This is a genomic window from Streptosporangium sandarakinum (assembly GCF_013409935.1).
In the GTDB taxonomy this organism is placed as follows: domain Bacteria; phylum Actinomycetota; class Actinomycetes; order Streptosporangiales; family Streptosporangiaceae; genus Streptosporangium; species Streptosporangium nondiastaticum.
Genome location: NZ_JACCCO010000001.1, coordinates 999,624 through 1,017,411 on the forward strand (window position 1 = coordinate 999,624; position 17,788 = coordinate 1,017,411).

The 17,788-nt window shown below is 74.3% G+C and carries 13 protein-coding genes; 3 read left to right on the plus strand and 10 right to left on the minus strand.

Annotated elements, in window-relative coordinates; all coding sequences use genetic code 11:
* Positions 1 to 287: 287 nt before the first annotated feature.
* The 8 genes from murD to mraZ all read right to left on the minus strand — a co-directional run bounded on the left by murD (position 288) and on the right by mraZ (position 10,716).
* A complete protein-coding gene (gene murD / locus HDA43_RS04330; RefSeq protein WP_312872990.1) occupies positions 288 to 1,712 on the minus strand; it encodes a UDP-N-acetylmuramoyl-L-alanine--D-glutamate ligase in 1,425 nt (474 codons plus the stop codon).
* Positions 1,709 to 2,767, minus strand: coding sequence for a phospho-N-acetylmuramoyl-pentapeptide-transferase (mraY, locus tag HDA43_RS04335; RefSeq protein WP_179818413.1), 1,059 nt, complete (start codon positions 2,765 to 2,767; stop codon positions 1,709 to 1,711). Before mraY ends, murD begins: the two co-directional genes overlap by 4 nt.
* Positions 2,764 to 4,173 (minus strand): UDP-N-acetylmuramoyl-tripeptide--D-alanyl-D-alanine ligase, encoded by a 1,410-nt coding sequence (locus HDA43_RS04340; RefSeq protein ID WP_179818414.1) that lies wholly within the window; start codon positions 4,171 to 4,173, stop codon positions 2,764 to 2,766. The genes mraY and HDA43_RS04340 overlap by 4 nt, the downstream gene beginning before the upstream one ends.
* Positions 4,170 to 5,729 carry a UDP-N-acetylmuramoyl-L-alanyl-D-glutamate--2,6-diaminopimelate ligase gene (locus HDA43_RS04345; protein ID WP_179818415.1) on the minus strand — a complete coding sequence of 520 codons (1,560 nt, stop codon included), beginning with the start codon at positions 5,727 to 5,729 and terminating at the stop codon, positions 4,170 to 4,172. The genes HDA43_RS04340 and HDA43_RS04345 overlap by 4 nt, the downstream gene beginning before the upstream one ends.
* A 40-nt stretch (positions 5,730 to 5,769) precedes the next feature.
* On the minus strand, positions 5,770 to 7,464 hold the full coding sequence (locus tag HDA43_RS04350; protein WP_179818416.1) for a peptidoglycan D,D-transpeptidase FtsI family protein: 1,695 nt from the start codon (positions 7,462 to 7,464) through the stop codon (positions 5,770 to 5,772).
* Positions 7,465 to 8,432: 968 nt separating this feature from the next.
* On the minus strand, positions 8,433 to 9,074 hold the full coding sequence (gene ftsL / locus HDA43_RS04355) for a cell division protein FtsL (RefSeq protein WP_179818417.1): 642 nt from the start codon (positions 9,072 to 9,074) through the stop codon (positions 8,433 to 8,435).
* Positions 9,061 to 10,065, minus strand: coding sequence for a 16S rRNA (cytosine(1402)-N(4))-methyltransferase RsmH (gene rsmH, locus HDA43_RS04360; protein ID WP_179818418.1), 1,005 nt, complete (start codon positions 10,063 to 10,065; stop codon positions 9,061 to 9,063). Before rsmH ends, ftsL begins: the two co-directional genes overlap by 14 nt.
* A gap of 219 nt (positions 10,066 to 10,284) precedes the next feature.
* Positions 10,285 to 10,716 (minus strand): division/cell wall cluster transcriptional repressor MraZ, encoded by a 432-nt coding sequence (gene mraZ, locus HDA43_RS04365; RefSeq protein ID WP_179818419.1) that lies wholly within the window; start codon positions 10,714 to 10,716, stop codon positions 10,285 to 10,287.
* Between the two features lie 376 nt (positions 10,717 to 11,092).
* Between mraZ and HDA43_RS04370 the strand changes: the two genes are divergently transcribed.
* The 3 genes from HDA43_RS04370 to HDA43_RS04380 all read left to right on the plus strand — a co-directional run bounded on the left by HDA43_RS04370 (position 11,093) and on the right by HDA43_RS04380 (position 15,946).
* Complete coding sequence (locus HDA43_RS04370) at positions 11,093 to 12,112, plus strand: AAA family ATPase (protein ID WP_376770452.1); 1,020 nt, start codon at positions 11,093 to 11,095, stop codon at positions 12,110 to 12,112.
* On the plus strand, positions 12,109 to 13,365 hold the full coding sequence (locus tag HDA43_RS04375; protein WP_179818421.1) for a DUF58 domain-containing protein: 1,257 nt from the start codon (positions 12,109 to 12,111) through the stop codon (positions 13,363 to 13,365). The genes HDA43_RS04370 and HDA43_RS04375 overlap by 4 nt, the downstream gene beginning before the upstream one ends.
* A gap of 109 nt (positions 13,366 to 13,474) precedes the next feature.
* Positions 13,475 to 15,946 (plus strand): transglutaminase TgpA family protein, encoded by a 2,472-nt coding sequence (locus HDA43_RS04380; RefSeq protein WP_179818422.1) that lies wholly within the window; start codon positions 13,475 to 13,477, stop codon positions 15,944 to 15,946.
* Positions 15,947 to 15,997: 51 nt separating this feature from the next.
* Here the strand turns inward: HDA43_RS04380 and HDA43_RS04385 are convergent, their stop codons facing one another.
* Both HDA43_RS04385 and dinB read right to left on the minus strand, forming a co-directional pair.
* A complete protein-coding gene (locus HDA43_RS04385; protein ID WP_179818423.1) occupies positions 15,998 to 16,396 on the minus strand; it encodes an SCO2097 family morphological protein in 399 nt (132 codons plus the stop codon).
* A gap of 147 nt (positions 16,397 to 16,543) precedes the next feature.
* A complete protein-coding gene (gene dinB, locus HDA43_RS04390; RefSeq protein WP_179818424.1) occupies positions 16,544 to 17,782 on the minus strand; it encodes a DNA polymerase IV in 1,239 nt (412 codons plus the stop codon).
* Positions 17,783 to 17,788 lie beyond the last annotated feature (6 nt).

Genomic DNA, 17,788 nt, shown 5'->3' on the forward strand with positions numbered 1-17,788 from the left:
GAAGATCATTCACCGCACCCCACGCAAGGCTAAAGAGATCAAATATCCATATTGACCGGTATGTCCGCGAATGATCCTATGAGTGAGCCAGGATCATGGTCCGAACGGCAGGAGAGCCGGTCGGCCACCGTACCCGGGTCGCCGTCGGCGACCGGTTCGACGGCGGCCGCCACGACCCGGCCCCCGGTCAGGACTTCGCCTTCGCCCCGGCCCTGGGCCGGTACGAGCGGATCGCCATCCGCCGGGCGAGCGTCGCGAGGACCCTGAGGATGTGGTCTCATGCGCTCTCAGGACCCTCGCGGCCCGTTCAGCCGCTCCAGGACGGCCCTGGCGAACGCGGCCCCGCGGGCGCCGTAGTTCGGGAACATGTCGAGGGAGGCCCCCGCGGGGGCGAGCAGCACGGTGTCCCCGGGGGTGGCGAGCCGGGCGGCTTCGGTGACGACGCGATCCATGACCCCAGTGTCTTGCCCCGCCACCTCTACCACCGGGACATTCTCGGCGTGTCGCGCCAGAGCCTGCCGGATCCGCTCGCGGTCGGCGCCCAGCAGCACCGCGCCGCGCAGCCGCGGCGCGGCCCGCCGTACCAGGTCGTCGACGTCGGCGCCCTTGAGCTGTCCGCCGGCGACCCAGACGATCGAGGGGTAGGCGGCGAGCGAGGCGGCGGCGGCGTGCGGGTTGGTCGCCTTGGAGTCGTCGACGTAGTCGACGCCGTCCACGGTCGCGACGTGCGCGATGCGGTGCGGGTCGGGCACGAAGTCGGCCAGGCCCTGTCGTACGGCCTCCAGGGGCACCCCGTAGGAGCGGGCCATGGTCGCGGCGGCGAGCGCGTTGGCGACGTTGTGCGGCGCGAACGGCCGGATGTCGGCGAAGCCCGCCAGCTCGGCGGCCTCGCGCCGCGGGTCGGCGGTGAACGCCCGGTCCACCAGCAGGTCCTCGACCACGCCGACCTGTCCGGGCCGCGGCACGTCGAGCGTGAAGCCGACGACGCGGGCGGCCCCGCCGGCGTACGGCTCGGCCAGGCGGGCCGGCCACTCGTCGTCGGCGTTGCAGACCACCGTGCCGGCCCGCTCGAAGATCCGCCCCTTGTCCCGGGCGTACGCCTCCAGGGAGCCGTGCCAGTCGAGGTGGTCGGGCGCCACGTTGAGCACGGCGGCGGTGTGCGGGGCCAGGCTGGGCGAGCGGTGCAGCTGGAAGCTGGACAGCTCCACGGCCAGCACGTCCCAGGGCCCGCCGACGGCCTCCACGACGGGGGTGCCGACGTTCCCGGCGGCGAGCGCGCGGTGCCCGGCGGCGGCCAGCATGGCGGCGAGCATCCGGACCACGGTGGTCTTGCCGTTGGTGCCGGTCAGCGCGAGCCACGGCGCCGCGCCGGCCGGGCGCAGCCGCCAGCCGAGCTCGACCTCGCTGATCACCTCGATCCCGGCCGCCGCGGCGGCGGCCATCACGGGATGGTGCGGCGGCCAGCCGGTGGTGACGACCAGGGAGGCGCCGGCGGGCACCCCGGCGGGCTCGCCGAACCGGATCTCGACCCCCAGCCCGGCCAGCTCCGCCGCGGCGGCCCTGGCCTGCTCGCCGTCGCGGCCCTCCAGGACGACGACCTTCGCGCCCCGCCCGGCCAGCACGCGGGCGGCGGCGGTCCCGGAGACGCCGAGCCCGGCGACGACGACCGTGCCCCCGATGCCCCCGATGCCGGTGGGATCCGCGGCCGTCACGGCTTGGGCATCCATTCGACGTAGAACAGCCCGAGGCCGGCGGCGGCGCACAGGGCGGCGATCAGCCAGAAGCGGACCACGATGGTCGTCTCGGCCCAGCCCGACAGCTCGAAGTGGTGCTGGAGCGGCGCCATCCGGAAGACCCGTTTACCGGTCATCTTGAAGAACCCGACCTGGATGATCACCGACATCGTGATGACCACGCACATGCCGGCGAGGATGATCAGCAGGCCCTGGGTGCGGGTGGTGATGGCCAGGCCGGCGATCACGCCGCCCAGGGCCAGCGAGCCGGTGTCGCCCATGAAGATCTTGGCGGGCGGGGCGTTCCACCACAGGAAGCCGACCAGCGCGCCGAGCACGGCGGCGGCGACCACGGCCAGGTCTAGCGGGTCGCGGACCCAGTAGCAGTTGGGGCTCAGCTGGACGGTGCAGCTGTTGCGCAGCTGCCAGTTGCCGATCAGCACGTAGGAGGCGAGCACCACGCCGGTCGCGCCGCTGGCCAGGCCGTCGAGGCCGTCGGTGAGGTTCACCGCGTTGGAGAAGCCCACGATCATGATGAGCACCCAGATCGTGAACCCGATGATGCCGATGGAGGGGCCGAAGTCCCGCAGGAACGACAGCCGGGTCTCGGCGGGGGTGATGAGGTAGGCGTTGGGGAAGCGGGTCACCAGGACCGCGAAGACCGCGCCGACGATGAGCTGGCCCAGCGCCTTGGCGCCGCTGCGCAGGCCCAGGCTGCGCTGCTTGTAGATCTTGATGAAGTCGTCGAGGAAGCCGACCATGCCCAGGCCGGTCATCAGGAACAGCACCAGCAGCGCCGAGACGGTGGGCTGGGTCCAGGCGACCAGGTGGGCGCAGGCGAACCCGATCAGCGCCGCGATCACGATCACGGTGCCGCCCATGGTGGGGGTGCCGCGCTTGTCGTGGTGGCCGGAGGGTCCCTCCTCCCGGATGCTCTGGCCGTAGCCGCGCCGGGAGAACAGGCGGATCGCCAGCGGCGTGCCGAACATGGACAGCAGCAGGCTGACCGCCGCCGCGATGAGGATCTCCCTCATCGGCGTTCACCCCCGAGCAGGGCCTCGGCCACCCGCTCCAGGCCGGCCACGCGCGAGCCCTTGACCAGCACCACGTCGCCGGGCGCGAGGAGCGCCGAGACCTCGGCGACGGCCGTCTCGACGTCGGGGACGTGCGTTATCCGGGGGACGTGCCCGCCCGCGGCGCGGGCCTCCGCGGCGGCGGCCTCGGCCCCGGCCAGGACGGGCCCGGCGTCGGCGCCGACGACGAACAGGGCTTCGAGGCCCGCGGCGGCGGCCGTCCGGCCCACGCCCTCGTTCAGCTCGGCGCCGTGCTCGCCCAGCTCGCTCGGGGAGGCGATGACCGCGAGGCGGCGCCGGCCCCCGGCGATGGCCCCGAGGGCGCCGAACGCGGCGCGCATGGACTCGGGGTTGGCGTTGTAGGCGTCGTTGATGACGGTGACGCCGTCCGCCCGGTCGGTGACCTCCATCCGCCAGCGGCTGCGGGGCTCGGCCTCCGACAGCTCCTCGGCGATGGTGGCGACCGGCAGTCCCAGCTCGTAGGCGGCGGCAGCCGCGGCGAGCGCGTTGTCCACGGCGTGCTCGCCGTACAGGCGCAGGGAGACCGGCGCGGCCCCGGAGGGGGTGCGCAGCGTGAAGGAGGCGCGTCCGCGCCCGTCGAGGGTGACGCCCTCGGCCCGTACCGCGGCGGTCTCGCCGCGGCCGTACCAGGTGACCCGGGCGCGGGTCCGGTCGGCCATCGCGGCCACCAGCGGGTCGTCGGCGTTCAGTACGGCGACGCCGTCGGCGGGCAGCGCCTCGACCAGCTCGCCCTTGGCCTTGGCGATGGCGTCCCGGCCGCCGAAGACCCCGATGTGCGCGCTGCCGACGTTGAGGACCACGCCGATCTTCGGCGGGGCGATCCTGGCGAGGTGGGCGATGTGCCCGACCCCCCGGGCGCTGAGCTCCAGCACCAGGTAGCGGGTGCTCTCGTCGGCCCGCAGCACCGTCAGGGGGTGGCCGATCTCGTTGTTGTACGAGCCGACCGGCGCGACCGTGGGGCCGATCCGCGCGGTGAGGCGGGCCAGCAGGTCCTTGGTGGTGGTCTTGCCCGCCGAGCCCGTCACGCCGATGACCGTGGCCGCCGGCAGCCCGGCGCAGACCGCCGTGGCCAGGTCGGCCAGGGCCCCCACGACGTCGCCGACGACGACCGCGGGGGCCTCGACGGGCCGGGAGGCCAGCACGGCGACGGCGCCCGCCTCCGTGGCGGCCGCGGCGAAGTCGTGCCCGTCGGTCCGCTCGCCCTTGACGGCGACGAACAGCGACCCCGGCTCGACGGCCCGGGAGTCCACGACGACCGGGCCGCGTACGACCGCGCGGGGGTCGGCCATGCCCGCGAGGGCGCCCGAGGTGATCTCGGCGATCCTGCCCAGCGGCAACGGGATCATGATGAGGCTTCCTTACTCTCCATACACGCCTGGCGCCCGGTACGGCTCCGCCGTCTGCCGATCGCGTCGGCCACCACTTGCCTGTCATCGAACGGGAGGACCCGGTCGCCGACGTACTGGCCCTGCTCGTGACCCTTGCCGGCCACGACGACCACGTCGCCGGGGCCCGCGCGGCCGATCGCCAGATCGATGGCCGCGGCCCGGTCCGGCTCAATGATCACATGGGCCCGCTCCTCCGGAGACACGCCGAGGATCCCGTCCATCATCTCGGCCAGGATCCGCAGGGGGTCCTCCGAGCGGGGGTTGTCGCTGGTGAGAATGGCCACATCGGCCAGCCGGGCGGCGGCGGCGCCCATCATGGGGCGTTTGCCGCGGTCGCGGTCGCCGCCGCAGCCCAGCACCACGGTCAGCCGGCCCTCGGTGACCTCGCGCAGCGAGCGCAGCACCGACTCCACGGCCCCGGGCTTGTGGGAGTAGTCCACGATGGCCTCGAAGCCGTCGGCGCCCGGCACCCGCTCCATCCGGCCGGGCACCCCGGCCAGCGTGCCGATCCCGGCCGCCGCGGCGCGCAGCGGCACCCCCGCCTCCACCAGGGCGACGATCGCGCCGAGGGCGTTGGCGACGTTGAACGGGCCGGGCAGCGCCACCGTGGCGTCCTCCTCGACGCCTCCGGGGCCCACCACGCGGAAGGAGCTGCCGTCGCCGCTCAGGCGCACGTCTGTGGCGCGCCAGTCGGCCTCCGGGGCCCCCTGGGCGGAGAAGGTGGTCATCGGGATCTTCGCCGTGCCGAGGAGCTCGCGGCCGTGGGCGTCGTCGATGTTGACGACCCCGGCGCGGCTCATCTCGGGGGTGAACAGCCGGGCCTTGGCGGCGAAGTAGTCGTCGAGGTCGCGGTGGAAGTCGAGGTGGTCCTGCGACAGGTTGGTGAACAGCGCGACGTCGTAGAGGATCCCGTCGACGCGGCCGAGGGCCAGCGCGTGGCTGGAGACCTCCATCGCGGCGGCGGTGACGCCCCGCTCGCGCATGAGGGCGAACAGGCCCTGCAGGTCGCTGGCCTCCGGGGTGGTCAGTGTGGACTCGAAGCGCAGGTCGCCGGCGCGGATCTCCACGCCGCCGACGAGGCCGGTGGTGTGCCCGGCGGCCCGCAGCCCGGCCTCCAGCAGGAAGGTACTGGTGGACTTGCCGCTGGTGCCGGTGACGCCGATGAGCGTGATGGCGGCGGCGGGCGCGCCGTACACCCAGGAGGAGACCTGGCCGAGCACGGCGCGCGGGTCGGGCACGACGAGGACCGGCAGGCCGGTCGCGACCGCCGCCTCCCGGCCCGCCTGGTCGGTCAGGACCGCGGCGGCGCCGGCGGCGAGGGCCTGGGCGCAGAAGTCGGCGCCGTGGGCCGTGGCGCCCGGCAGCGCGACGTAGAGGTCTCCGCGCCGGACCCGGCGGGAGTCGATGGTGACCCCGGACACCGCGGCGAGCGGCGCCCGCGACGTGCCGGAGGGCGCGCCGAGCAGGCTCGCCAGCCCCGACAGCGGCCGGGGCGAACTGGTTGAGGGTCGCATGGACGACGGGGGACGCACGGCGAGAGCGTACCTTCCCTCGTCAGCGGCCGGTGCGGATCGGCACCGAGGCCGACGGCCTGGTCGCGGTGGGCGGGATCTTCTGGCTCTTCAACGCGAACGTCATCACTTTCCTGAATACCGGGGCTGCGACCTCTCCACCGTAGTGGGCTTTCTGAGGATCTTGCACGACCGCCAGGACCACCAGGCGTGGGGCGTCCGCCGGGGCGAAGCCGACGAACGTCGAGGTGTACCCGCAGTATCCCCGGCATTCGGCGTCGTAGCGCATCGCGGTGCCGGTCTTGCCCGCCACCCGGTAGCCGTCGATGGCGGCCAGGTTGCCGGTGCCCTCGGCGCCGACCGCGGCCTCCAGCATCCCGGCGACGTCCCTGGCGGTGCGCTCGCTGATCACCCGGGTCCGCGCGGCGGGCGCGGCCTGGGTGAACGCGCCCCGCTCGTCGGTGGTGCCGGCCACGATCGTCGGGGTGACGCGCACGCCGCCGTTGGCGATGGTCTGGTAGACGCTGGCCGTCTGCAGCGCGGTGACCGAGACGCCCTGGCCGTAGGCGATGGTGCAGCGCTGGCTTCCCGACCAGTTCCGCCAGTCGGGCAGCAGGCCGCCCTCCTCGCGGTACAGGCCGCTGCCCGGCTTGGCGCCGAACCCGAAGCGCCGCATCATCTCGTACAGCCGCTGGTCGCCGATCTTCTGCGCGGCCATGATCGTCCCGACGTTGCTGGAGGTCGCGACCACGCCGGAGAAGGTCAGCCGCTCCACGGGGTGCGGGTGGGAGTCGCGCAGCACCTGGTCGGCGCACCGGATGTTGTCCGGGACCCGCATGGCGGTGTCCGGCCGCAGCGCGCCCGACTCCAGGGCGGCCGCCGCGGTGATGACCTTGTTGGTGCTGCCCGGCTCGAACACGTCGGTCACGGCGCGGTTCACCCAGTTCTCGGGCGAGGTCCGCCGCCAGTCGTTCAGGTCGAGCTCGGGGGCGTTGGCCATGGCGTACACGCGGCCGTCGCGGGCGTCCATCACGATGACGCTGCCGGTGCGGGCGCCGGTGGCCTTCACCTCCTCGGCGATCGCCTGCTGGGCGGCCCACTGGATGTCGCGGTCGATGGTGAGCCGGACGTCCCTGCCCTCGACGGGCGCCTTGACCGTGCTGCGGGTCATCGGGATGCGCTGCCCGGCGCGGCCGGTCTCGATGATCTGCTCGCCGTCGCGGCCGGCGAGCAGGGTGTCGTAGGTGCTCTCCAGGCCGCTCAGGCCGTTCCCGTCGTCGCCGACGAAGCCGAGGAGGGTCCCGGCGAGGTCGCCGCCGGGGTAGTCGCGCACGTACCGGCTCCGGGTGCCGAGCCCTTTGAACTTGAGCTTCGACGCCCCCTGCATGATCCGCCCGGCCACGGACGGCTCCACGGCGGAGGCCAGCTTCTGGTAGCGGCTGCCGGGTACGGCGAGCTTGGTCGCGATGTCCTGCTTGGGCTGGCCCAGCTCCGTGGCGAGGAAGGTGGCCATCTGGTCGCGCATGGCCGGTTTGACCTCGGAGGGGTCGACGTAGACCTCGCGCGCCTCCCGGGTCAGCGCGAGCTCGTGCCCGGCCGCGTCGGTGATGGAGCCGCGGCGGGCGGTCAGCTTCTCCCCCTGGACCCGCTGCTTGGCCGCCTCGGCGGCGTAGACCTTGGAGTCGAGGCCCTGGAGCTGGATGAGCCGCCCGGCGAAGATGGACAGCACGAAGGTCATCGCGACCAGGCCGACGCTGATCCGCCGGCCGGGGTTGCCCAGGCGCAGCGTCGCGGGCGGGCGCGCGGGCGGCCTGGGCGGCCTGCCGCCGCCTCCGTTCCCGCCGGTCGCCGGGGCGGGCCGGGGCGGGCGCGCCTGGTCGCCGGACGGGCGGACGCGCGGCCGGCCCGCGGGGCCCGCCGGCTCCTCGGGGCGCGGTGAGCGGCCCGGCCTGCGGGGCGCCTCGGGCCCCGGCGGACGGCCGGGCCTGCCCGCCGCGCCGGCGGGGCCGGGCCTGCCGGTCGCGGGCCGGCCGGAGGCCGGGTGCTTCGCGGAGGCGGAGGACTTCGGAGAGGCGGGGGGCTTCCCGGAGGCCGAACCGGTCCTGGCGGCCGGGGGCTTCGCGGAGGCGGATCCGGGCCGCCCGCCGCGGGCGGGGCCGTCCCCGGTGTCGCGGGCGTCCCGGGCCGGCGACCCGGCGCGGGGCCTGCCCGGCGGTACGGCGGAGCCGCCGTTCCGGCCGGCGGAGGCGGATCCGCCCGCGCCGCCGGAGCGGGCGCCCCGGCCCCCGGCTCCCTCCGCGCGGGAGGGCCGCCCCGACGCGGACTCCGGGCGCGGGGAACGGCCGGATGAGCCCTCGGGGCGCGCGGGCCTGCCGGGCGACCGGCCGCGGGAGGACCCGCCCGCCCCGCCGGTCTCCTCGCGGCGCCCGGATCCCTCGGCGCGCCGGGGCCCGCCGGAGCGCCCGGAGGCGTCCGGGCGCCGGCCGGAGCCCTCCGGGGACGGCTGCCCGCCGGCCGGGGAGGACCCTCCCCGGCCGCCGGGGCCTTCCTGCTCGGGGCCGCCCCGGCCGGACGTCCCCTTGGAGGCGTCCGGGCCGCCCGGTCTGCCGGGCCGGCCCGGTCCCTTCGGGACCCGGCGGCCGGACCCTCCGGCGGGGCCGCCGGAGCCGCCGCGGCCCGGGCCGGAGCCCCGCCCGCCGGTCTCCCTCACCTGCCCGTGCCCTCCACCCGCTCGCGCGTGACGGGCGCCTGGCCCTGGCTGGCGGGCCGGCTGTCGATCGTGCGCATGCTGTCCCAGTCGCGGTCCAGGCCCTGCAGCCCGGCTCGCTTGGCGAGCTCTTCGGGCATGCCGAGCCGGGCGTTCTCGTTCTCGCGGTCCGCCTTCTGCAGCTGGAGTCTGCTGATGCCGTCGCGCAGCTCGTTGAGCCGGTAGGAGTCCTGGGCGAGGACGACGTTCAGCAGAAGCAGGCTGACCAGCCCGCCGCAGAGGAGGCCCACCACGAGCAGCACGAAGGGAGCGCGCGGCGGCCGGCCCTGCCGGGGCGGCCGTGCCGTACGGGCGGCGGAGGGCCGGGCGGCGGACCTGCTCGGCGCGGACCTGCTCGGCGCGCGCTTGGCGGGCGCGGCCTTGACGGGCGCGGCGGGCTTGAGGGGCTTGACGGGCGCGGGCTTGGCGGGCGCGGCGGACCGGCCCTGAGCGGGCTTGGCGGGTTCGACGGGCCGACCCGGGGCGGGCGCGGGCTTGGCGGGCGCGGCGGCCCCGCGTCCCCGCGGCACGGCGCGGGAGACGCGCCCAGGCCGCGCGGCGCGGCCCGGCGCGGCGCGGACGTCTGTGTCACTCCTCGTCAACTGCCTCACGGATCCTCTCTGCAGCCCGGCACCGGGCGGAGGCCGCCCGCGGGTTGCGGGCCACCTCCTCTTCGCTCGGGAGTTCGGCACCCCTCGTCAGCAGCGCGAACCGCGGCTGGTGGGCCGGCAGCGGGACCGGCAGCCCGGGGGGGCTGGTGTCCCTGGTCCGGGCCGCCAGGACCTGCTTGGTCAGCCGGTCCTCAAGGGAGTGGTAGGCGAGCACCACCACGCGCCCGCCAAGCGTCAGGGCGTCGAGCGCCGCGGGGAGCGCACGTTCCAGCGCCGTCAACTCCGCGTTCACCTCGATCCTCAACGCCTGGAAAGTTCTCTTGGCCGGGTTGCCCCCGGTCCGTCGCGTGGCGGCGGGGATCGCCGTACGGACGATCTCCGCGAGCCGCTTGGTAGACGTTATGGCCTCGTTGCCCCTTTCTTTGATGATTAGGCGCGCGACACGCGGGGCGAATCGCTCTTCGCCGTAATCCCGCAGGATCCGGATGAGCTCGGCGGCCGGGTACGTGTTGACGACCACCTCGGCCGTCAGCTCCTGGTCGGGGTCCATCCGCATGTCCAGGGGCGCGTCGTAGGAGTAGGCGAAGCCCCGCTCGGCCTCGTCGAGCTGGGGCGAGGAGACGCCCAGGTCGAACAGGACGGCGTCGACCCGGGGCCGGCCCAGCCGGGCCAGCACCTCGGGCAGTTCGTCGGAGACCGCGCGGACCAGGGTGATCCGGTCGGCGTACGGCGCCAGCCGGGCGGTGGAGCGCTCGATGGCGGCGGGGTCGCGGTCGATGCCGATCAGGTGCAGCGAGGGGTGGGCGGCCAGCAGCGCCTCGGCGTGGCCGCCGAGGCCGAGATTGGCGTCGACCGCCACCGGGTCCGGACCCGCCAGCGCGGGGGCCAGCAGTTCGAGCACGCGATCGAGCATCACGGGCACGTGGCCGCCCGGAGCCGCGCCCGGGCCCGGAAGATCGGACATGTCGTTGTCAGCGCGCATGAAGCGCAAACCCCCTCTTGCCGCATCGCTCGCGGATGTGCGGCGACGCTCACCGGTGTTCCTGCTGGCCCCCACCACGGGCCGCCCGGCCAGGTCCCCATCCGCACCCGCGTGCCGGCCCGTCACCTGACACCGGGGAAGGTGCATCAGCTGACGGGCGCGTGGTTGCGGGTGGAGACCTCGCCGAACGACTTTCTCACCGATGAGTCGACCGTGGAGTCACAAGATCCCTGGCAGCACCTCCTCCGACAGGTCGGAAAAGGCCTGCTCCTGCTCGGCCAGATAGGCGTCCCAGGCACCCGAGGCCCAGATCTCCAGGCGGGTGTTGGCGCCGATGACCGCGCAGTCGCGGCTCAGGCCGGCGTACTCGCGCAGGGGCTGCGGGACGGTGATCCGGCCCTGCTTGTCGGCGACCTCGTCGGACGCGCTGGCGAAGAGGACACGGCTGTAGTCACGGACCGCCTTGGCGGTCACCGGCGCGGTGCGCAGAGCCTCGGTGATGCGCCTGAACTCCTCTACGGGAAAGACGTAGAGGCAGCGCTCCTGGCCTTTGGTGATCACCAGACCCTCCGCCAGCTCCTCGCGGTACTTCGCCGGCAGGAACAGCCGTCCCTTGTCATCGAGGCGCGGATGGTGAGTGCCGAGGAACACCGGCCCCACCTCCCGTGCCTTGCGGAGGGCAGACCACTTTCGTCCCTGCTCTCCACTGCGCACCACCATACTCCACTTCTCTCCACCGTCAACTGATTCCGCATCTCCCGGCGATCGACTTCGGTGAAGAAATCGCAGGTCAGGATGGGTGGAGCGGAGTGGAGGGGGTGGGCGGCCCCGGCACGTCACGGGCGTGTCGGGAAGACGGCCCATGGCCGAACGATCATGAAATCGGCGGACCGGCGGGGATCCGCCGCGGGCCCGGCGCGGCCGAGAGCCCGAAATGAGGTTTCATGCCCACATTGGGTCGCCGGGGAACTTCCGACATCGTAATGTCGGTACCCACAATGAAAAGGGGCGCTAAAAGCCCCGAAATATGACCCCCGGCGCAAAACCGCCGCACCCTCATGGAGGCCTGGTGGCAGTAACCCATGACGTCCCTCCCCGGCTCGACGAGCTGGTGGTCACGGCCCAGCGGATCCACCAGGCGATCGAGTCGGTGATCGAGGGCAAAGGCGACGTCGTCCGCCTCACCCTCACCGTTCTCCTCGCCGAAGGCCATCTGCTCATCGAGGACGTGCCGGGAGTCGGCAAGACCATGCTCGCCAAGGCGTTGGCGCGGTCCATCGACTGCCCCGTGCGCCGGATCCAGTTCACCCCCGACCTGCTGCCCAGCGACATCACCGGCGTCAGCGCCTACAACCAGCAGACCAGGGAGTTCGAGTTCAAGCCCGGACCGGTGTTCGCCAACATCGTGGTGGGCGACGAGATCAACCGGGCCTCGCCGAAGACCCAGTCGGCGCTGCTGGAGTGCATGGAGGAGCGCCAGGTCACCGTGGACGGCTCGACCTACGTGCTGGACGGTCCCTTCATGGTGATCGCCACCCAGAACCCCATCGAGATGGAGGGCACCTATCCCCTTCCCGAGGCGCAGCGCGACCGCTTCACCGCCCGGATCGCGATGGGCTACCCCGAGGCGAGCGCCGAGCTGGAGATGCTCGACGTGCACGGCGCCGCCTCCCCGCTGGACAAGCTGGAGCCGGTGGCGACCACCGCCGAGGTGCGGGCGCTGATCGACGCGGTGCGCGCCGTCTACGTCTCCCAGCCGGTCAAGAAGTACGCCGTCGACCTGGTGACCGCCACCCGCACCTCCCCCGACCTGCGGCTGGGCGCCTCCCCCCGGTCGACCCTGCAGCTGGTCCGGGCCGCCCGGGCGCACGCCGCGCTCTCCGGCCGCGACTACGTCATCCCCGACGACCTCCAGGAGCTGAGCGTCCCCGTGCTCGCCCACCGGCTGCTGCCCAGCGTCGAGGCCCAGGGCCAGCGCCGGATGCCCGAGCAGGTGGTGGCCGAGCTGGTCCGGCGGGTGCCCGTCCCCGAGGCCCCGGCCAAGTGACCTCGGGACTCAGGGCTCTGACGTCGCGCGGCCGGTCGTTCATCGCCTCCGGCCTCGCGGCGATGCTGTGCGCCGTCGCCCTCGGGGAGCAGGATCTGCTCAGGATCGGCGTGCTGATCGCCGCCCTGCCGCTGCTGGCGGCCGTGGTGGTGGCCCGCACCCGCTACCGGCTGAGCTGCGCGCGGCGGCTGGACCCGCCCAGGACCGAGACCGGCACCGACGCCACCGTGACGCTCCGCCTGGAGAACATCACCCGGTTGCCGACCGGCCTGCTGCTGATCGAGGACACCGTCCCCTACGCGCTCGGGGCCCGGCCCAGGTTCATCCTGGACCGGGTCGAGTCGCGCGGCATCCGGGAGATCGACTACCGGGTGCGGTCCGACCTGCGCGGCCGCTTCCCCATCGGGCCGCTGACGGTCCGGATCAGCGACCCGTTCGGCCTGGTGGAGCTGACCAGGTCGTTCACCATCAGCGACACCCTCGTGGTGACCCCGCGGGTGGTGGCGCTGCCGCACGTCCGCCTCTCCGGCGAGTGGAGCGGCGGGGGTGAGAGCCGTACCAGGAGCGTCGCCGCGGCGGGCGACGACGACGTCGCGCCCCGCGAGTACCGGCAGGGCGACGACCTGCGGCGGGTGCACTGGCGCTCGACCGCCCGGTACGGCGAGCTGATGGTGCGGCGCGAGGAGCAGCAGTGGCAGAGCCGCGGCGCGCTCCTGCTGGACACCCGCAGGTACGCGCACCGCGGCGAGGGCCCCCGCTCGTCGTTCGAGGTGGCGGTCTCGGCCGCGGCGTCCATCGGGGTCCACCTCGCCCGCGAGGGGCTGGGCCTGCGGCTGGTCACCGACCAGGGCGCCCAGCACCTGGACGACGCCGGGGCGAGCTGGTCGCTGCTGGACGCCCTGGCCGTGGTGCGCACCGGCTCCGCCCGCTCGCTGGAGTACGGCGTGGGCGCGCTGCGGCAGGGCGGCGGCGACGGCCTGGTGGTGGCCGTGCTCGGCGGGATCGACGTGGAGCAGGCCGAGGCCCTGGCCCGGCTCAGGCACGGCAACATGACCGGGGTGGCCGTGCTGCTGGACGTGGCCGGGTGGGAGCGCCCGGAGCTCGGTTCGAACGAGGAGTACCGGGCGGCGCAGGCCGTCCTCGCCGGGGCGGGCTGGCGCGTCGTGCGCCTGCCGTCCGGTGTCTCGATCGCCGACGTGTGGCCGGAGGCCGGGCAGCGCGGGCGGTTCGCGACCAGTGGAGGTGCCGCATGAGGCTTCAGGGACGGTTCGCACCCGGCGGAGGCACCGCCGGGGCTTCTCGGGCGGTCCGCGACCGGTGGACGCACCGTATGCGACGGTTCGCAGCCGGTGGAGGCGCCGTATGAGGCTCACCGCCGCGGCGGGCGTGGCCACCGGAGCGGTCGCGACCGCGCTCTATCCCCTGTTCTCCGGCGGCGCCTGGTTCTGGTCGAGCCTCGGGGTCATCCTGGTGGTGACCGGGACCGGCCTGCTGGCCGGCCGCTACACCCTGCCGAACCGGCTGGTGCCGCCGCTCCAGCTGCTGGCCGTCCTGATCTTCCTGACCGCGGCCTTCGCCCGGGAGCAGGCGTGGGGCGTCCTGGTGCCCACCGTCTCGTCCGTGCGCGCGCTGGGCGGGCTGCTGGCCACCGGCTTCACCGACATCCAGCGTTACGCCGCCCCGGTACCGCCGAACCCCGGCATCGTCCTGCTGACCTGCGGCGGCGTCGGCCTGATCGCGATCGTCGTCGACCTGCTGGCGGTCCGGATGCGCCGGGCCGCGCTGGCCGGGCTGCCGCTGCTGACGCTGTTCACCGTCCCGGCGGCGGTGATCGCCGACCCGATCAACTGGCTGGCGTTCATCATCGCGGCCGCCGGCTACCTCGGGCTGCTGGCCGCCGACGGGCGGGAACGGATCAGCCACTGGGGCAGGGCCGTGCTGGTGCGCCGGGCCCCCTCCTTCGTCGCGCCGAGACCGTCCGACGCCGAGGCGGGGACGCTGCGCATGTCGGGCAAGCGCATCGGCTTCGCCGCGGTCGCGCTGGCCGTCCTGGTGCCCGCGTTCCTGCCCGCCCTGGAGCCCGATCCGCTGTTCGGCTTCGGCGTGGGCAACGGCAGGGGGCGGGGCGGCAACTCGATCAGCGTCTCCAACCCGATGGTCAGCATGCGGGGGCTCCTGTCGCTGCCGGCGAACTCCACCGTGCTGAGCTACACGAGCAGCGACGGCCTGTCCCGCTACCTGCGGACGTACGCCCTGGACGTCTTCGACGGCGAGCAGTGGACGATGTCGGATCCGCACGGCCGCCCCGAGGACCGCACCTCCGAGGGGCCGCTGCCCGCGCCTCCGGGGCTCGCCCCGGCCACGCCGGTCACCCGGGCCACCACCACGATCGCGGTGAGCGAGGACGTCAGGGGCATGAGCTTCCTGCCGCTGCCGTATCCCGCGGGCCGGGTCGACATCGAGGGCGACTGGCGGTCCGACCGGGACACGCTCATGGTGTTCTCCACCCGCGACACCGCCGAGGGGATGACCTACCGGGTCACCACCGCCGAGCCCAACCCCACCACAGAGGCGCTCAGGGCGGCCGGGTCCACGCCCGCCTCGGTCGGCGAGCGCTACCTCCGGCTGCCCCCGGACCTGCCGCGGGAGGTCCGCGCGCTGGCCAGGCGGGTGACGAAGGACGACGCGAACTCGTACGAGAAGGCGGTCCAGCTCCAGGAGTTCTTCACCAAGGAGGGCGGCTTCACCTACAGCCTCGCCACGCGGGGGCACACCGGCTCCGCGCTGGCGGACTTCCTGCTGCGCAGCCGGACCGGCTACTGCGAGCAGTTCGCCGCCTCGATGGCGGTGCTGGCCCGGGTCCTGGGCATCCCCGCCCGGGTGGCCATCGGCTACACCGGCGGCACCAACGTCTCCGGCGTCTGGCAGGTGCGCGCCCACGACTCGCACGCCTGGCCCGAGCTGTACTTCGAGGGGACCGGCTGGCTGCGGTTCGAGCCCACCCCCGCCGGGTCGGCGGGCCAGGGCACCGCGTCGGTGCCCGTCTACACCCGCCCCCAGGTGACCACGGACGGCTCCGAGCGGCCGGACTCCACCCCGGAGACGGGTTCGGGCGGCACGGACACGCCGCGCGACCCCTCGGCCCGTTCCCGCGACGACCGGACGCTGCAGCGCGACCTCACCGGGGTGCCGGTCGCGGTGGACGAGGGGGTGCCGGTCGCCGTCTGGATCGGTCTCGGCCTGCTGGCCGTGCTGCTGGTGGCGCTGGTGCCGGCGGTGCTCCGCTGGGAGTTGCGCGCCCGGCGCCGCAGGTCCCTCTCCTCGGGCCCGTCCGGGGTGCCCGGCGGCCCGTCCGCGCCGGCGTCCGCCGGGGCGGCGGAGGTCCGGGCCGGCCGCGGCGCGCCGGAGGGGGCGGTTTCGGCGGCCTGGGCCGAGTTGGACGACGCCCTGTGCGACTACGGCATGGGCCGGCTGCCGAGTGAGAGCCCCCGCGCGCTGGCCGGGCGGCTGACCGGGCAGCACGGGTTCGACGCCGACGAGGCCGCCGCGTTGACCAGGATCGCCACCCTGGTGGAGCGGATGATGTTCGCCCGGACCCCCGGCGAGACCGGCCCGCTGCGGGAGGACCTGCGTCTGGTACGGCGGGCGCTGGCGGCCCGGGTGACGCGGGGCCGGCGGATCCGCGCGGTGCTGCTGCCGCCGTCCACGCTCCTGCGGATACGCCGGGCGGGCGGGCGCCTGCTGGAGGCCACCGAGCGGCTGGAGGGCGCACGGCTGCGGCTGACGGCCAGGCTGGACGGCCTGACCGGCGGGCGGCTGACCGGCCGCGTCTGACCACCGGATCGGAACGGGCCGCCTCCCTGACGGAGGCGGCCCGGACGGACCCTAGCGATCATCGTGCCGGCGGCGCCAGCGCTCCTCCATCCGCTCCATGAAGGTCTGCCGGGGCCCCGGGCTGCGGCCCGCCCGGCCCCTCTGCCGGCCCGGCTTGGCCCCTGGAGCGTCGCCGAAGCCGTTCATCCGCTTCCAGCTGGACAGACCCCAAAGACACGCGGCGAGCATGACCACGAAACCGCCGACACCGATGGGGATCTTGTTGATCACGACGCCGACCATCAGCAGGGCGATGCCGAGGACGAAGCCGATGGAGGCTTTCACCAGGCGGCGCCGGTAATGGCTGCGCGGGTCACTGATCCTGACGGTGTTGGCCCACTTCGGGTCCTCGGCGTAGAGGGCCTGCTCGATCTGGTCGAGCAAGCGCTGCTCGTGCTCAGAGAGCGGCACGGCGCCTCCCAAGGACAGCCCCAGGACGGGGAAGACGGTGACGGACGACACGGGGTGTCCGAACCTCGCGGTCGGTTATCCCCAGAATACGAGGCTGTAGACGTAGACGAAAGAAAACGTCCAACGTAGTCCAAACCGGAGGTGACGTCATAGATCTATTTCATCAAACGGAGGGCGGACAAGAGAAGCCGGGAGCACCACATCTCGTCCGAACCTGCGGGCCGCCCGGTCCATGGCCCGCTCCGCCTCCCGCCAGCCCTTCTCCCGCTCACCCAGCCCGAGCTGCCGGGGCGTCTCGGCGGCGGGACGGAGGTTCTCCACCCGCACCCCGACCAGCCGCAGCGGCGTCCGGCCCAGGCCAGAGGCGGTGTACAGCTCACAGGCGACGGTGTAGAGGTCACGGGCGACGTCGGTGGGCTCCCGCAGGGTCCGCGACCGGGTGATGGTGCTGAAGTCGGCGCGGCGGAGCTTGACGCTGACCGTGCGGCCCACGTGGCCGCCCTCGCGCAGCCGGGCCGCGACCCGCTCCGACAGGCGCAGCAGCTCGCGGCGGATCTCCACCGGGTCGCCGACGTCTGTGGCGAACGTCTCCTCGGCGCCGATGCTCTTGTCGGGCACGTCGGCCCGCACCGGGCGCGGATCGCGCCCCCAGGCCAGCTCGGCCAGGTGCGTCCCGGCCGCCTGGCCCAGCTCGCGCCGCAGGGCGTCGACCGGGGTGTGGGCGAGGTCGCCGACCGTCTTGATGCCGAGCCGTACCAGGGAGTGCTCGGTGCGCTCGCCGACGCCCCACAGGGCCGCGACGGGCAGGGGGTGGAGGAAGCTGACGACCTCGTCGGCGGGCACCACCAGCAGGCCGTCCGGCTTGCAGTGCTGGGAGGCGAGCTTCGCCACGAACTTGCTGCCGGCCACCCCGACGGAACAGGTGATCCCGTGCTCCCGGACGACCCGCTCGCGGATCGCCGCGGCGATCACGGCGGGGCGGCCGAGCCGCTTGCGGGCCCCGCCGACGTCGAGGAACGCCTCGTCGGAGGCGATCGGCTCCACGTCGGGGGTGATCGAGCGGAAGATCTCCATGACGCCGCGGGAGACCTCCGCGTACTTGTGCCGGCTGGGCGGGATGACCACCGCCCGGGGGCAGAGCCGGCGGGCCCGGGTCATGGGCATCGCCGAGTGCACCCCGAACCGCCTGGCCTCGTACGTCGCGCTGAGCACCACGCCCCGCGCGCCGGGGTCGCCGATGATGACGGGGACGCCGCGCAGCTCGGGGCGCTCGCGCAGCTCGACGCTCGCGTAGAAGGCGTCCATGTCGACGTGCAGGATCGGGCAGCCGGTGTCGTCGGTGCCGAGCGCCGGCCCGGGACGTGGCACCTGCTGTTTCCTCGACACCCCGCC

Coding starts and splice junctions, on each gene's coding strand:
- mraY (WP_179818413.1), bottom strand. CDS start 2,767: ATGAGGGAGATCCTCATCGCGGCGGCGGTCAGCCTGCTGCTGTCCATG.
- HDA43_RS04340 (WP_179818414.1), bottom strand. CDS start 4,173: ATGATCCCGTTGCCGCTGGGCAGGATCGCCGAGATCACCTCGGGCGCC.
- HDA43_RS04345 (WP_179818415.1), bottom strand. CDS start 5,729: ATGCGACCCTCAACCAGTTCGCCCCGGCCGCTGTCGGGGCTGGCGAGC.
- HDA43_RS04350 (WP_179818416.1), bottom strand. CDS start 7,464: ATGACCTTCGTGCTGTCCATCTTCGCCGGGCGGCTCATCCAGCTCCAG.
- rsmH (WP_179818418.1), bottom strand. CDS start 10,065: ATGCGCGCTGACAACGACATGTCCGATCTTCCGGGCCCGGGCGCGGCT.
- HDA43_RS04370 (WP_376770452.1), top strand. CDS start 11,093: ATGACCCCCGGCGCAAAACCGCCGCACCCTCATGGAGGCCTGGTGGCA.
- HDA43_RS04380 (WP_179818422.1), top strand. CDS start 13,475: ATGAGGCTCACCGCCGCGGCGGGCGTGGCCACCGGAGCGGTCGCGACC.